This window comes from Delftia sp. HK171 (assembly GCF_001886655.1).
In the GTDB taxonomy this organism is placed as follows: domain Bacteria; phylum Pseudomonadota; class Gammaproteobacteria; order Burkholderiales; family Burkholderiaceae_C; genus Comamonas; species Comamonas acidovorans.
The window spans coordinates 3934359-3948916 of sequence record NZ_CP018101.1; the positions used below are offsets into that span (position 1 = coordinate 3934359).

A 14558-nucleotide genomic window follows, 5' to 3' on the forward strand; every position below is an offset into this window, starting at 1 on the left:
AGGCCACGGCCCGCCTTTGCGTTCTGGCAAATCGCCATCAAGAATTCATTTTTTCTACCGAAAACCATTTATCAACAAATTTTCCTATCAACCACGGGAGCGCCCAGGCGCGGACTGCGGCGGCGGCGGCGCAGGGCTGCGAAGGCACTGCACAATGGCCGCTGTCGCAGGCAGATCCGGCCCTTGGCTGCCCGGCGCACGCTACGGAAACCTCTGCATGCCCGCCTTCAGGCTCTCACTTCGCACGGCAGTCACAGCCCCCTTCATAGCGGTGTTCGTGGTCACGGCCGGGCTATTGGCGGCATGGCAGCAGCGCCAGGTGGACCAACTCATCAACCGCGAAAGCCTGCGGCTGCTGGACTCCCTGTCCACCACCACGCGCCACCAATTGGCCGATTACCTGGAGACCCCGCTGCGCGTGCAGCAGGCCCTGGCCGAAACCGTGGCCCGGCAGGCGCTCTACACCCCCGGCGACCTGCGTCCCATCTATGGCTATCTGACACGCTCATTCACCGAGCTGTATGCCCAGCACCACCAGATCAGCCTGTTGAGCTTTGGCGGCGTACAAGGCGAATACACGGGGGTGCGGCTGGAGCCCGATGGCCGCTACCGCCTGATTCTCCAGGACCGCAGCACCCAGGGCGCCCTGCAGATCTTCGAGGGGCTGGAGCCCGGCCCGCCCATGTCCAGCCTTGCCGGCTACGACCCCCGCGTGCGCCCCTGGTACCAGCCTGCCATCCACAAAGACGGCCCGCACTGGTCGCCCATCTACACGGTGACTGGCGACCGCGGCGATACCACGATTTCCGCATCCACGTCCGTGCGGGTGTCCGGCCAGCTGGTCGGCGTGGTGGCCGCCGATGTGCGGCTGAGCAGCATGAACCGCTTTCTGCGCGACGAGCCCTTGCGTGGCAACGGCCATATCGCCGTGGTCGACGCACAGGGCTACATGGTGGCGCACTCGTCCGAGCTGTCGGTGCTGAAACGGCGCGAAGGCCCCTATGACCCACCCGTGCGCCTGCGGCTGTCCGAAAGTCCCGATCTTGCGCTGCGTAGCCTGGCCGCCCTGCTGCCTGCGCATCTGAGCGCGGATCCGTCGGCGCCAGCGGCCCCCCAGAACACCATCAACCTGAGCTTCAAGGAACAGGGGCAGATCTACCACGGCCAGGTCACCGCATTCCACGATGGACGCGGCATCGACTGGCGGATCCTGGTGCTGCAGCCGGAATCCGATCTGGTCAGCAGCATGCGGGCGGACAGCCGCCATGCGCTGGTCCTCGCTTTCGGCCTGGCCTTGCTGGGATTGGGGCTGGGCGTGTGGTGCCTGCGCCGGGCGCTGCGCCCCCTGGCGGTGACGGCCGATGCGGCCAACCGCCTGGCCAAGGGCGACTGGAGCGCGGTAGGGGCGCTGCCGGATACGTCCCTGGTCGAGACATCGTCCCTGGTTTCGGCCTTCCACAACATGGCACAGCGGCTGCAGGAGTCCTTCGAGCACATGCGCGCCCTGCTGCAGTACGACAGCCTGACGCAGCTGCTCACGCGCGCCGGCCTGATCGAGCAGGCCGATGCGGCGGCAGCCGCCAACACGCCCTGCCCTGCCGCGCTGTGCCTGCTGGAGCTGCAGAATTTCCGCAGCGTCCGCGACGATGTGGGCCACGGCACGGGCGAGCAGTTGCTGCGGGCCGTGGCCGAGCGGCTGCGCAACCACCATCTGCAGTTTCCTGCCCTGCTGGCGCGCACGGCCAGCAACGAGTTCGCCATGCTGTGGCTGCATGACTGCACGCCGCAGCAGATGCAGGACAAATGCCGCCACCTGCTGGAAATCTTCGACCAGCCATTTTCCGTGGGCAAGGACGACATCGTGCTGCGCGCCTGCGCGGGCGCCGTCAGCGGCGAGCTGCTGCCGGGCGCGCTGCCCGAGTGGCTGCGCAACGCCAGCATTGCGCTGGGTGAGGCGCAGCGCGGCTCGCACCCCTTCCTGCTGTTCGAGCCCAGCCTGGCGCAGAAGATGCTGGGCCGCACGCAACTGGCCATGGAGCTGCGCCAGGCGGTGGAGCGCAACGAGCTGCGCGTGTTCTACCAGCCCGTGGTGGACCTGGCCACGGGCAGCATGGTCGGCGCCGAGGCCCTGGTGCGCTGGAACAGCCCGACGCGCGGCATGGTGCCGCCCGGCGTCTTCATTCCGGTGGCCGAGGAGTCGGACCTGATCCTGAGCGTGGGCGAATGGGTGCTGCGCACGGCGGCGCACGACATCGCCTCCCACCTGCCCCGGCTGCCCGCCGACTTCGAGCTGCACGTCAACATGTCGGCACGCGAGCTCATCCAGTCAGACTTCGCCTCCACGCTGGAGCAGGCACTGGCCACCAGCGGCCTGCCCGCCCGGTTGCTGACCCTGGAGCTGACGGAGTCCATGCTGCTGGACGACAGCGACGCCACGCTGCAGCGCATTGCCGCCATCCGCGCGCTGGGCGTGAAGATCGCCATTGACGACTTCGGCACGGGCTACTCCTCCCTGGCCTATCTCAGCCGCCTGCGCTTTGACTGCATCAAGATCGACCAGAGCTTCGTCGGCCAGTTGCCGGAGTCCGAATCCGACAAGTCCATCGTGACCGCCGTGCTGCGCATCGCCCAGGGCTTTGGCGTCAAGGTCGTGGCCGAAGGCGTGGAGGAGCAGGCCCAGGCCAGGCTGCTGCATGCCCTGGGCTGCGAGCATGCACAGGGCTATCTGTTCGAGCGGCCCGTGCCGCTGGCGCAGATGCTGAAGTACCGCTCTCCCTGGCCCGAGTGAGCCACCAGTGAGACGCTGACGAGCCGCTGGTGAGCCGCTGCCGCCTTGTGGTGCCCTGCCTGTCGGCTTTGGCTGACGTGTGCCGCTTGCATGATCCGGTGCACATGCAGGTGCAATCCACGAAACAATCGGCGCCTGTTCCAGCCTCCCGCCTTCCATGACGCCCACCTATTCCGAGAGCCAGCCGCCCCCGCCCCGTCTGGACCCCGCCGGCCCCATCCACCTGATCGTGCCCCTGCGCCCAGGCGCCGACCTGGAACAGCTGCGCGCCCGCCTCACCAGCGTGCCCGCGCTGCAGCAGCGCAGCGTGCAGTGGCATGTGCCTGGCGCACGCGCCGACATCGTGCACCTGGCCGCCCGCGCCGTGGACAGGGCCAGCCAGGATGGCGGCCTGGTCGTGGCCGCCGGCGGTGACGGCACCATCAATGCGGTGGCCGCCGCAGCCTGGGCGCGGGGCGTGCCCATGGGCGTGGTTCCGCTGGGCACCTTCAACTACTTCGCCCGCGAGCAGGCGCTGTCGCTGGACCCCGCCCAGGCCGTGCAGGACATTCTTCAGGCATTGCAGGCCGGCCAGATGCGGCCCGTGAACGTGGGCCTGGTCAACGAACGGCTGTTTCTGGTGAACGCCAGCCTGGGCCTGTACCCGCGCCTGCTGGACGAACGCGAGCGCGCGTCCACACGTTTTGGCCGCACGCGGCTGGTGGCCATTGCGGCCTCCATCTGGAGCATTCTTCGCGGTGGCAGCGCGCGCCGCTGGCGCATCACCCTGCGCTCCGACCGCCAGGCGCCGCTGCAGCAGCAGGAGCACCTGGCCAGCACACTGTTCGTGGGCAACAACCCGATGCAGCTGGAGCGCGTGGGCATTGCCGAAGCCCGCGCCGTGGCCGACGGCCAGCATCTGGCCGCCGTGTTGCTGCTGCCGCAGGCCAGCGAGGCCCCGGCGCGCGTGGTCTGGAATGCCGTGTTGGGACGGCTGGCGCAGGACGATGCGGTGGCCAGCCTGGCCTGCACCGAGCTGGTGGCAGAGCCCGCAGGCCGGCGCCCGCGGCGCCTGAAGGTGGCCTTTGATGGCGAGCGCGAATGGATGGCTCCGCCCATTCGTTTTCGCCTGGGCGAGAAGCCGCTGTGGCTGGTCGTGCCGGGCGAGGCCGGGCCCTCCTCCTGATCAGCAAGGGACAAGGAACGCCCATGGCTTTGCTCATGCATATGTCGGACCTGCATTTCGGCGCCCACGATACGGCCGTGTGCGCCGCCGCGGCAAGACTGGCCGCACGTCTGCCCGTGGCGCTGCTGGTGGTCTCCGGCGACCTGACCCAGCGTGCCACGGCCGCGCAGTTTGCCCAGGCGCGCGAGTTTCTCGATGCCCTTCCCGTACCGCGCCGCCTGGTTGTGCCGGGCAACCACGATCTGCCGTTGCTGGCCTGGTGGGAGCGGCTGGGCGGCCATGCCCACGATCGCTACGCCCGCTGGATCAGCGCCGAACTGCAGCCCTGGTGCGCAGAGCAGGGCTTTTGCGTGATTGGCGTGGACACCACGCGCTGGTGGCGCCACCAGCGCGGCAGCCTGTCGGCCAGCCAGATCCGGCAGGTGGCCCAAAGGCTGGCGCAGGCCAGCCCCGGCGACTGGCGCATTGTGGTCAGCCACCACCCGCTGGCAGCCGCCCATGCGCAGGACCGCAGCCACCGCCCGCACCGCGCGGCAACGGCCCTGGCGGCCTGGCGCGACGCCGGAGCGCAGTTGGTGCTGTCAGGCCATGGACATGACCCCGGCCTGGTCCAGCCGCTGCCGGGGCTGTGGGCGGCGCAGGCGGGCACTGCGGTATCGCTGCGGCTGCGCGCGCATGCGCCCAACAGCCTTTTCACGCTGGAGCAGCAGGAGGACTCGGCTGGACAGGGCCCAGCTTGGCGCCGCGAGCTCACGCGCTGGGACTATTCACGGCAGGCGGATGAATTCCTGCCCGTTCAAAAGCATGTTCTGGACCCGCCGCAGGCCTCCACCCGCTGAACGCGCGCAAGCCTTGCTCTGGCGTTCTTCGTTGTATTGCACAATCCACAGCCTCGGCTCCACGTAGGCGGCGGCAGAAAAGTTTGCATGCTGTCCTACGCGATGGCCGCCCGAGGGTGTGGATGATCAGCCCTCGTCAATGCTGCTTTTTTGATAGCAGCATGATGCACTGCAACAAAGAGATATGCGAATCCTGTACGTTGAAGACAATGCCGACCTGCGCGAAACCATTGGCCTGCTGATGGAGAGCGAATCACGCTTCGTGACCAGTTGCGCCACCGCCGAGCAGGCCCTGGAACTGGATGCGGCCCAGCCTTTCGACGTGGTGGTTTCCGATGTCAGCCTGCCCGGCCTGTCAGGCACCGACCTGGCGCGGCAGCTGCTGGAGGCCGATGCCCAGCGCTGGATCATCCTGTGCTCCGGCTACGACCTGGGACCCTACCCCACGGCCTGGGGGCCCCATGTGCGGACCCTGCTCAAGCCCTTCGAGATCGAGGACCTGGAGACGCTGCTGGACTCCATCCAGGAAGCGCTCGGCAACCCCGCCCACTGAAGCGTTCGCGCTTTCGCGCCCCCCGGCTCCCAGCTCCCGGCTCCCGCCGTCACAGCACGGCCTTGGAGCCTCCCACCGCCGCCTCGCGCGGCAATTCCACCCTGAAGCTGGTCACTCCGTCGGCGGAGCGCACATCGATGCGCCCGCCGTGCGAACGCACGATCTGGTGCGCAATGAACAGCCCCAGGCCCAGTCCCTGGTGCTGGCCGGGCCGGCGTTCACCACCGCGAAACGGGTTGAACAGCGTGGGCAGCAGTTCCGCGGGAATGGTGCCGCCGTTGCGCACCGTGATGGACACGCGATCGTCCTGGCGGCCATCGGCCGTCACCTGCACCGGCTGCGCGGGATCTCCGTGGTGCATGGCATTGCCCAGCAGGTTGGTCAGCACCTGGCACAGTCGTTCGCCATCCCAGATGCCTTCCAGATTGCCCAGCATCTCGCTTTCCAGGCGCCGCTCCGGGAAGCCCGTCTCCACCTCCTGCAGCGTGCGCTGCAGCAGCGTCTGCAGGCTGGCCGGCTGGGGCGACAGCGGCAGGCCTTCTGCCTGGCGGATGCGGGTCACGTCCAGCAGATCCTCGATCATGCGCGACATGCGCTGGCTGCTGCTGAGCATGCGCTCGGCCATGTTGGCCACCTTGCCGGGATCGGGCTGGCGCGTGAGCACGGTGGCCGCCGCCTTGATGGACTGCAGCGGCGTGCGCAGGTCGTGGCTGAGCACGGCCATGAACATCTCGTTGATGCGCAGCGCCTCGGTGCGCTCCTGCAGCTGCTGGGCCAGCGCCTGCTTGCGCTGGTGAAGCTCGAAGAACACGTTGGCCTTGGTGGTCAGCATGTGCGGGTCGATGGGCTTGTACAGAAAGTCCACGGCGCCGCTTTCATAGCCGCGGAATTGCCAGTTGTGCTCGCGCGAGCCGGCCGTCATGAAGATGAGCGGGATGTGGCGCGTGCGCTCGCTGCCGCGTATCAGCTCGGCCAGCTCGAAGCCGTTCATCTCGGGCATCTGCACGTCCAGCAGGGCCAGCGCCACATCGCCATGGTCGAGCAAAAGCTCCAGCGCCTCGGGGCCGGAATGCGCCTTGAGGAACTCGATGCCGTCGCGCTGCAGCAGCGCTTCGATGGCGATCAGATTCTCGGCAATGTCATCGACGATCAGGCATTTGACGCGATCTGTTTGGGACATGGATTCTCTCTCGGTATTTTGTCTGGTGGGAGCGCGCTGAATGGACATTCAAAGCCTCCCCTGGCCGTGCAGCGATGCGATGAGGGCGGCAATGCCCTGCGGCGCCAGCACCTGGGCCTGTGGCACGCGGGCCAGGGCCGCCCGCGGCATGGTCTGCATTGCGGCACTGTCTGGCGACTGCACCACGGCCAGGCCGCCGGCCGCGTGCACGCTGGCCATGCCCTGGGCGCCATCCTCGTTGGCGCCAGACAGCAGCACGGCCAGCAGGCGCTCGCCATAGCAGTCGGCAGCCGACTCGAACAGCACATCGATCGAGGGCCGCGAAAAATGCCAGGGCGCATCCAGCGACAGCGCCAGCCTGGGACCGCTGTCCACCAGCAGGTGGTAGTCGGCCGGCGCAAAGTACAGGCAGCCCGGCTCCAGCCACTGCTGGTCCTGCACCTCGCGCACCGGCAGGGCGCAGCGCGGCCCGAAAAGCTGGCCCAGCAGGCTGCGCCGGTCGCGCGGCAGGTGCAGTACCACCAGCACCGAAGCGCGCAGGCTGGCGGGCAGCGTGGGCAGCACCACGGACAGCGCATCAAGCGCGCCGGCCGAGCCGCCGATCACGATGGCCTCGTAGGCTGTGGCGGCGTCGGAGGCGGGTGTGTTCGTGGTCGCGGGCATCACAGCCCGGGCCTCTTGCGGTAGATGCGGTCTTCGAGCACGAAGTCCTCGAAGGCCTCCGAATGCCCTGAAAACCGCAGCGACTCCTTGGAGCCCAGGCCCAGGAACCCGCGATGGCACAGCGCATCGCGGAACAGGCCCAGCGCACGGTCCTGCAGCTCGCGCTCGAAATAGATGAGCACGTTGCGGCAGGACACCAGATGCATCTCGGCGAACACGCTGTCGGTGGCCAGGCTGTGGTCGGAGAACACCATGTGCTCGCGCAGCCCCTTGTCGAAGACCACACGGCCATAGCGCGCCGTGTAGTAGTGCGACAGCGAGCTGTGCCCGCCCGAGCGCGCATGGTTGTCGGTGAAGGCCGCCACGCGCGCCATGTCGAACACGCCCTGCTCCGCCGCGCGCAGCGCATGGGGATTGATGTCGGTGGCGTAGATCAGGGTGCGGTCCAGCAGGCCCTCTTCATGCAGCAGGATGGCCAGCGAATACACCTCTTCGCCCGCGCTGCAGCCGGCCACCCAGACCTTGAGCGAGGGATAGGTGCGCAGCAGCGGCACGACCTCGGTGCGCAGGGAGCGGAAGTAGGTCGGGTCGCGGAACATGTCGCTGACCTGGACCGTGAGGTACTCGAGCAGGGCCGGGAACACGCTTGTATCGTGCAGCACACGGTCCTGCAGCTGCGACAGCGTCTTGCAGTCGAACTGCACCAGGGCCGACTGCAGGCGCCGCTTGAGCGAGGCCTGGGCATAGCCCCGGAAGTCGTAGTGGTAGCGGTGGTAGATGGCGTCGATCAGCAGGCGCTGCTCGATGTCGGCGGTGCGGGCTTTTTTCAGCTGAGGCATCGCGTCCTCCTATTCAGCTGCGGCATCGCGTCCTCCTTGCTACTTGGGCATCCACACCCGCACCAGCGACAGCAGCTTCTCCACGTCCAGCGGCTTGGCGATGTAGTCGTTGGCACCGGCGGCCAGGCATTTCTCCTGGTCGTCCTTCATGGCCTTGGCGGTCAGGGCGATGATGGGCAGGCGGCGCCATTGCGGGCGGTTGCGGATCTCGCGCATGGCGGTGTAGCCGTCCATCTCGGGCATCATGATGTCCATCAGGACCAGGTCGATGCCGGCCTGCGCCGTGCCCCGCGCTTCCAGGGTTTCCAGCGCCTCGCGCCCGTTGCGCGCGATCTCCACGCGGATGCCCGTAGGCTCCAGGATGCTGGACAGCGCGAACACATTGCGCACATCGTCCTCCACCACCAGCACCGTGCGCCCTTCCAGCGCCGACTCGCGGCTGCGAGCCACCTGCAGCATCTGGCGGTGCTCGGCCGACAGCTCGGACTCCACCTGGTGGAGGAACAGCGTGACCTCGTCGAGCAGGCGCTCGGGTGAGCGCGCGTCCTTGATGATGATGGACTTGGAAAAGCGCCGCAGCTGCTGCTCTTCATCGCGCGAGAGCGCGCGGCCCGTATAGACGATGACAGGCGGGAAGGAAACATCGTCCTGGTCCGTCATGCGCTGCAGCAGCTCGTAGCCGCTGATGTCGGGCAGGTTCAGGTCCATCACCATGCAGTCGAAGGTGGCGCCGCGCAGATGCTCCAGCGCCGCCGCCGCCGTGCCCGCGCAGACGATGTCCACATCGCTGCGGCTGAGCAGGTGGCGCACGCTCTCGCGCTGGCGCTCGTCGTCCTCCACCACCAGCACGCGGCGCAGGTCCTGGGTGAACTTGGCCTCCAGCCGCTTCAGGGCATGGACCAGTTCCTCGCGCTTGACGGGCTTGAGCGCGTAGCCCACGGCGCCGCGTCCCATGGCCTCCTGCGAATAGTCGGCCACCGAGACCACGTGCACGGGAATGTGGCGCGTGACGGGGTTGCGCTTGAGCTGATCCAGCACGCCCAGGCCCGAGAAATCGGGCAGGTTGATGTCCAGCACGATGGCGTTGGGCTGGTTGCTTGCCGCCATGGCCAGGCCGTCGGACGCGGTGTTGGCCACATCGCATTCGAAATCCATCTCGCGCGCGAGCTCGGAAAGAATGTCGGCAAAGCGCAGATCGTCCTCGATGACGAGGATGCGGCGCCCGCTCTGCCCGCTCTTTCGCAGGGCATTCGCCGCGGACGAGGTAGGCGACAGCATCGGCGCAGACATGGCTGGCGACATGGCCGGCGCGAACGCGGGCGCAGCCGGCGCGACATGGGCCGAGGCGACGGCGGGCACGGACGCGGGCGATGACACCGGCACCTGCGTCTGTGTCTGCGCATTCGCCAGCGATTCCCGCGCCGGGCGGGGCAGCGGCGCGGCAGCCAAGGCCTGGCCAGGCTCCACCAGCTCCAGGATCACAGGCACGGTCAGCGTGAACACGCTGCCCTGCCCCGGCGTGCTGGAGACGGTCAGCGTGCCGCCCAGCAGCCCGGCAAGGTCACGTGAGATCGACAGGCCCAGGCCCGTTCCGCCGAACTTGCGATGCGTGCTGCCGTCCGCCTGGCGGAAGGCATCGAAGATGAATTGCTGCTGCTGCTCGGCAATGCCGATGCCGGTATCGCGCACGGCAAACGCCAGCATGCCCCCGGGCACGCGGGACACCTGCAGTTCGACCGAGCCCTTGGCCGTGAACTTGAGCGCGTTGGACAGCAGGTTCTTGAGCACCTGGGCCAGCCGCATGGGGTCGGTCTGCATGGAGGCCGGCACGCCGGGGTCCACCGTCCATGTCAGCTCCAGGCCTTTTTCGCGGGCGATGGGGCGCAGCGGCTCCATCAGCGCCTGCAAGGCGGTGGCGATGGTCATGGGCTCCACCAGGACGCTGACCTGGCCGGCCTCGATCTTGGACAGGTCCAGGATATCGTTGATCAGCGCCAGCAGGTCGCTGCCCGCCGCATGAATGGTCTGTGCGTACTTGACCTGATCGGCCTGCAGGTTGCCGGGCTTGTTGTCGGCCAGCAGCTTGGCGAGGATCAGCGTGGAGTTCAGCGGCGTGCGCAGCTCGTGGCTCATGTTGGCCAGGAACTCGCTCTTGTACTGGCTGGCCAGCTCCAGCTCGTGCGCCTTGTCGGTCAGCGCACCCTGGGCGCGCAGCAGTTGCTCGCGCTGGTACTCCAGCTGCTGGGTCTGCTCCTCCAGATGGGCATTGGTCTGCTCCAGCTCGCTTTGCTGGTGCTCCATCTGCGTCTGCGACTCCTGCAGGATGCGGCTTTGCTGCTCCAGCTCCTCGTTGCTCACGCGCAGCTCTTCCTGCTGGGCCTGCAGCTCTTCCGACTGGCGGCGCGTTTCTTCCAGCAAGGTCTCGAGGCGCGAACGGTCCAGGCCCGAGCGGATGGCCACGGCCAGCATTTCGGACGCCCGCTCCAGCAGGCTGCGCTCTGCCTCGCTCACCCCGCGCAGAAAGCCCAGTTCGATGACGGCGAACACTTCGCCGTTCTCCATGGCGGGCGCCACCATCAGCTGCAACGGGCTGGACTGGCCGGTGCCCGAGGAAATCGGCAGGTGCTGCGCGGGCACGTCCCTGACATGCAGCAGCTTGCGCGAGGTGACCGCCTGGCCCGCCAGGCCCTCGCCGGGCAGCAGCTTGTGCTGCAGGCGCTCGCGCGGCAAGGCATAACCGCCGAACAGGCGCAGACCGCCGTCGGCGCAGTCCACCACATAGCCGGCGCCCACCTCGGCGCGCAGGTAGGTGGCCAGGTATTCCAGTGCCTTCTGGCCCAGGTCTTCCAGCCGGCGGTCGCCCTGCAACTGCTGGCCCAGGCCGGACAGACCGGACGTCACCCACGACTGGCGCGCCTTGACGCGGTACTCGCGCACCGTCAGCGCGGCCGATGCCAGGATCAGGCCCAGCAAGATGAGGGAGCCGCCCCAGGAGTAGTACGTCGAGGTGGTGGAGGCCTCCACCCACAGCTGGCGGCGCTGCTCCAGCTCACGGGTCTGGCGGGTGTAGAGATCATCGATCAGCTCGCGCAGCCGGTCCATGGCGTTCTTGCCCACGTCCAGGCGCACCAGGGCCATGGCGGCGTCCAGGTCGCCGGCCTTGCGCAAGTCTATGGTTTCCTGCAGCTCGCGCAGCTTCTGGGTCGAGATGTCCTCGATCTGGTCCAGCAGCCGGTGCTGGACGGAGTCGCTGGACGTGCGCGCCTTGAGCGCCTCCAGCTGCTTTTGCAGCACATCGCGCGCCTGCTGGTAGGGCTGCAAATAGGCCTGGTCACCCGTCAGCAGAAAGCCCCGCTGCCCGGTTTCGGCATCCTTGAGCGAGGCATTGAGCTGGCTGAGCTGGCGCATGGCCAGCGTCGTGCGGTCCATGGCATTCACGGCCTGGCCCCGCGCCTCGGACGCCCGGAAATTGACGAAGGCGATGACCAGGGTGGCCAGGGCCGCTGCACCAAAGCCTGCAACAAGCGTCCATGGAATGGCAAAGCGCTGGGTGGTCTGGTGGCTGGAAGATCGTGGCATGCAGTGGAATTTCTGGCGGAAATGGACGAAGGAATCCGCCAGGGACTGTAACGGTTTTGCGCGGCCCTCGGCAGCACTCGACCACACTCGGCCGCAGTCCGCGTTGGTTTCAGCGGTGCGCGACGCCCGGCGCCACCACGGCAGCCGTTAACATGGCCCGATACCTTCCTTCCGACATCCCGCTGCGGTCGTCGGCCCACACTCCAGGAACCATTGCATGAAAACCTTTGCCCTCACCGTCGCATCGCTGGCCGCCGCCGCCTCGCTGGTGTCCACCAGCGCCAATGCCGCAGCGTTGATCTTCCTCAACGACACCATCGCCGCACGCATTCCCGCCAGGGACCTGCCCGACGCGAAGGCCGCCGTGGCCAAGGTGCTCAACGAGGCCGCCGACGGCTCCGTGACCGAATGGACCAGCCGCCCGAACCGTACCAACCAGCGCGTGACGATGGCCTTGCAGCCGCAGCAGACCGTGCAGACCGGCTCGGCCGGAAGCTGCCGCCTGCTGTCGGCCGACGTGCGCCTGAAAAAGACCTCGGAAAACTGGCGCTTCTGGTTCTGCAAGCAGTCCGATGGATCGTGGAAGGCCAGCGGCAGCCAGCCCTGAGCAAGGATTGCGGTGGCCTGTCACCGGGAATCCGGCATGGACCTACGCCACAAGTACTGGACACATGGGAGCATGTCGGCCGGAAGATCGACATCGGAGAACAACCATGCCCCATGAATTTGTGCAGGCCACGACACTCGCCAGACGGCTGGCCCTGGGCGTCGCCGCAACCTCTTTGCTGACGCTGGCCGCCTGCTCGGGCGAGGCCTCGTCGACGCGCGCGGGATTTCCCATGGCCGAAGTGCCGCGCTTCAACCAGCCCCCGCCGGACAAGCCCCTGCTGGGCCAGCCCGTGATCATGGCCGAGCAGGTCATGCCCCATGCCAAGGGGGATCCGCACGAGCCCCTGCCGCCAGCCACTCCCCTGCCCGCCAAGGCATCGGAGCCCGCAAGCGGCGCAGGAGCCACGAACAAGGAAGATGCCGGCGGCGTGAACCCTGCCGCTGGCCAGGCCGCCGCCATCACCGATGGCCAGGGCGAGGGCTCCAAGTACCAACTGGGCGCCCCCAAGTAGCTGAACTCGGCCAAACCCGGCAGAACTCAACCGGAGCCGGGCGGACTCAGAACGAAGTCCAGTCCCCGTCGTCATTGCCCTTGGCCGCCACGGTCTGCCTGGCGGCAGGCAGCTTTGCGGCGGGAGCTGGGGCAGCAGATGCGCTGCGTGGGGCAGCAGCGGGTGCAGTGCCGGCAGCTGGGGCGGACGCGGCCAGCGGTCTGGCCGCAGGACGCATGGGCGCTGCCGCAGAGGGCGCGCGCGCGGCAGGTACTGAAGACGAAGCTGCTCCTGCACGGGCCGGCGCCACGCCGTCGATGCGGAACACGCTCACGGCCGCCGCCAGCTGATTCACCTGGGATTTGAGCGAGCCGGTCGCAGCTGCTGCCTCCTCGACCAGCGCGGCATTCTGCTGGGTCACCGTGTCCATCTGCGAAATCGCCTGGTGCACCTGGTTGATGCCGCTGCTTTGCTCCTGGCTGGCGGCCGTGATCTCGGCCACCAGGTCGCTGACCTGCTGCACGCTTTGCACGATGCCGTCCATGGTGCGGCCAGCCTCGGCCACCTGGCGCGTGCCCGCGTCCACCTTGGACACGGAGTCTGCAATCAGGTCCTTGATGTCCTTGGCCGCCGAGGCGCTGCGCTGGGCCAGCGCACGCACCTCGCCCGCCACCACGGCAAAGCCACGGCCCTGCTCACCGGCACGCGCCGCTTCCACGGCCGCGTTCAGCGCCAGGATGTTGGTCTGGAAGGCAATGGAGTCGATGACGCCGATGATGTCGGCAATCTTGCGGCTGGACTCGCTGATGCCGCCCATGGTGTCCACCACGCCCGCCACCACCTTGCCGCCCTGCACCGCAGTCTGCGATGCCGAAGCGGCCAGCTGATTGGCCTGGCGCGCGTTCTCGGCGTTCTGCTTGACCGTGCTGGTCAGCTCCTCCATGGCGGCAGCCGTCTGCTCCAGCGAGCTGGCCTGCTGCTCGGTGCGCGAGGACAGGTCCTGGTTGCCCGCATCGATCTCGCCCGAAGCCGTGGCGATGCTGTCCGCACCCGAGCGCACCTGCCCCACGACCTGGGCCAGGTTGTCGTTCATCTGGCGCAGCGCCTGCAGCAACTGGCCGGTTTCGTCGCGCGAATCAACGGTGATGCGGCTGGTCAGGTCGTTGTTGGCCACGGTTCGCGCCACGCGCAGGGCTTCGGCCAGCGGCCCGGTGATGCCGCGCGTGATCCACCATGCGGCCAGCGCGCCCAGCACCACGGCCAGGGACACCACGGCGATGATGGTGGCGCGGCTGGCAGAAAAGCGCACCTGCACTTCACCGGCGGAGCTGTCTATGGCGGCGCGCTGCATGTCCAGCAGGCGCTGCACGATCTCTATATAGCGCTGCGTGGCGGGCTGGTACTCCTGGGTGAACAGGCGCTCGGCATCTTCTGCACGGCCTTCGGCCTTGGCCTTGGTCACCACGTCGCGACCCGCCAGGTAGCCGGCGCGCGCCTTCTTGATCTCGACCCAGATGTCCTTTTCTTCCTGCGTCTGCAGCAGCGGCTCTATGCGGTCCTGCAGCTTGCCCGACTGGCGCGAGGACTCGGCCGCGTCTTCGGCAAAGAAGGTGGCCAGCGAAGGATCGCTGCTCTTGGCGATGGCCGTGGTCCGGCGCGAGCCCGAGTGGATGTTGCGGAACCAGTCGCTGATCATCCGCTCCTTGGCCAGGGCCACCTCGGTGATTTCCGTGGTCGAGCGGGCCATGTGCCCCATGCTGACGATGCTGGTGACACTGATCAACAGCATGATCAGCAAAAGAATGGTGAAGCCGCCTCCGAGACGGAGGCCGATGCGCAGGTTTTTCATGTT

The 14558-nt window shown here is 67.7% G+C and carries 11 protein-coding genes; 6 read left to right on the forward strand and 5 right to left on the reverse strand.

Annotation, left to right across the window (positions count from 1 at the left end):
* The first annotated feature begins 154 nt into the window (after positions 1-154).
* The 4 genes from BO996_RS17680 (at position 155) to BO996_RS17695 (ending at position 5345) form a co-directional block, all read left to right on the forward strand.
* Positions 155-2788 carry a bifunctional diguanylate cyclase/phosphodiesterase gene (locus tag BO996_RS17680; RefSeq protein WP_071955964.1) on the forward strand — a complete coding sequence of 878 codons (2634 nt, stop codon included), beginning with the start codon at positions 155-157 and terminating at the stop codon, positions 2786-2788.
* Between the two features lie 157 nt (positions 2789-2945).
* Positions 2946-3953, forward strand: a complete 1008-nt coding sequence (locus tag BO996_RS17685) for a diacylglycerol/lipid kinase family protein (protein WP_071955965.1) — start codon at positions 2946-2948, stop codon at positions 3951-3953.
* A gap of 23 nt (positions 3954-3976) precedes the next feature.
* Positions 3977-4792, forward strand: a complete 816-nt coding sequence (locus BO996_RS17690; RefSeq protein ID WP_071955966.1) for a metallophosphoesterase family protein — start codon at positions 3977-3979, stop codon at positions 4790-4792.
* A gap of 184 nt (positions 4793-4976) precedes the next feature.
* A complete protein-coding gene (locus tag BO996_RS17695) occupies positions 4977-5345 on the forward strand; it encodes a response regulator (RefSeq protein WP_012205652.1) in 369 nt (122 codons plus the stop codon).
* Positions 5346-5394: 49 nt separating this feature from the next.
* Here BO996_RS17695 and BO996_RS17700 read toward each other — a convergent pair whose 3' ends face one another.
* From BO996_RS17700 to BO996_RS17715, 4 genes are read right to left on the reverse strand one after another with little or no spacing between them, the layout of a single operon-like run.
* The gene (locus tag BO996_RS17700; RefSeq protein WP_034393830.1) at positions 5395-6525 is read right to left on the reverse strand and encodes a hybrid sensor histidine kinase/response regulator; all 1131 of its coding nucleotides are present in this window, start codon (positions 6523-6525) and stop codon (positions 5395-5397) included.
* Between the two features lie 48 nt (positions 6526-6573).
* Entirely contained in the window at positions 6574-7188 is a 615-nt protein-coding gene (locus BO996_RS17705) for a chemotaxis protein CheB (protein WP_034393833.1), read from the reverse strand.
* Positions 7188-8027 carry a CheR family methyltransferase gene (locus BO996_RS17710; protein ID WP_071955967.1) on the reverse strand — a complete coding sequence of 280 codons (840 nt, stop codon included), beginning with the start codon at positions 8025-8027 and terminating at the stop codon, positions 7188-7190. Before BO996_RS17710 ends, BO996_RS17705 begins: the two co-directional genes overlap by 1 nt.
* 39 nt (positions 8028-8066) lie before the next feature.
* A complete protein-coding gene (locus BO996_RS17715; protein WP_013802376.1) occupies positions 8067-11606 on the reverse strand; it encodes a response regulator in 3540 nt (1179 codons plus the stop codon).
* Between the two features lie 217 nt (positions 11607-11823).
* Between BO996_RS17715 and BO996_RS17720 the strand changes: the two genes are divergently transcribed.
* Complete coding sequence (locus BO996_RS17720; RefSeq protein WP_013802375.1) at positions 11824-12213, forward strand: hypothetical protein; 390 nt, start codon at positions 11824-11826, stop codon at positions 12211-12213.
* Between the two features lie 106 nt (positions 12214-12319).
* Positions 12320-12727 (forward strand): hypothetical protein, encoded by a 408-nt coding sequence (locus BO996_RS17725; RefSeq protein ID WP_071955968.1) that lies wholly within the window; start codon positions 12320-12322, stop codon positions 12725-12727.
* Positions 12728-12773: 46 nt separating this feature from the next.
* On the opposite strand, the gene BO996_RS17730 is transcribed toward BO996_RS17725, so the two are convergent.
* Complete coding sequence (locus BO996_RS17730; protein ID WP_071955969.1) at positions 12774-14555, reverse strand: methyl-accepting chemotaxis protein; 1782 nt, start codon at positions 14553-14555, stop codon at positions 12774-12776.
* Positions 14556-14558: the final 3 nt, after the last annotated feature.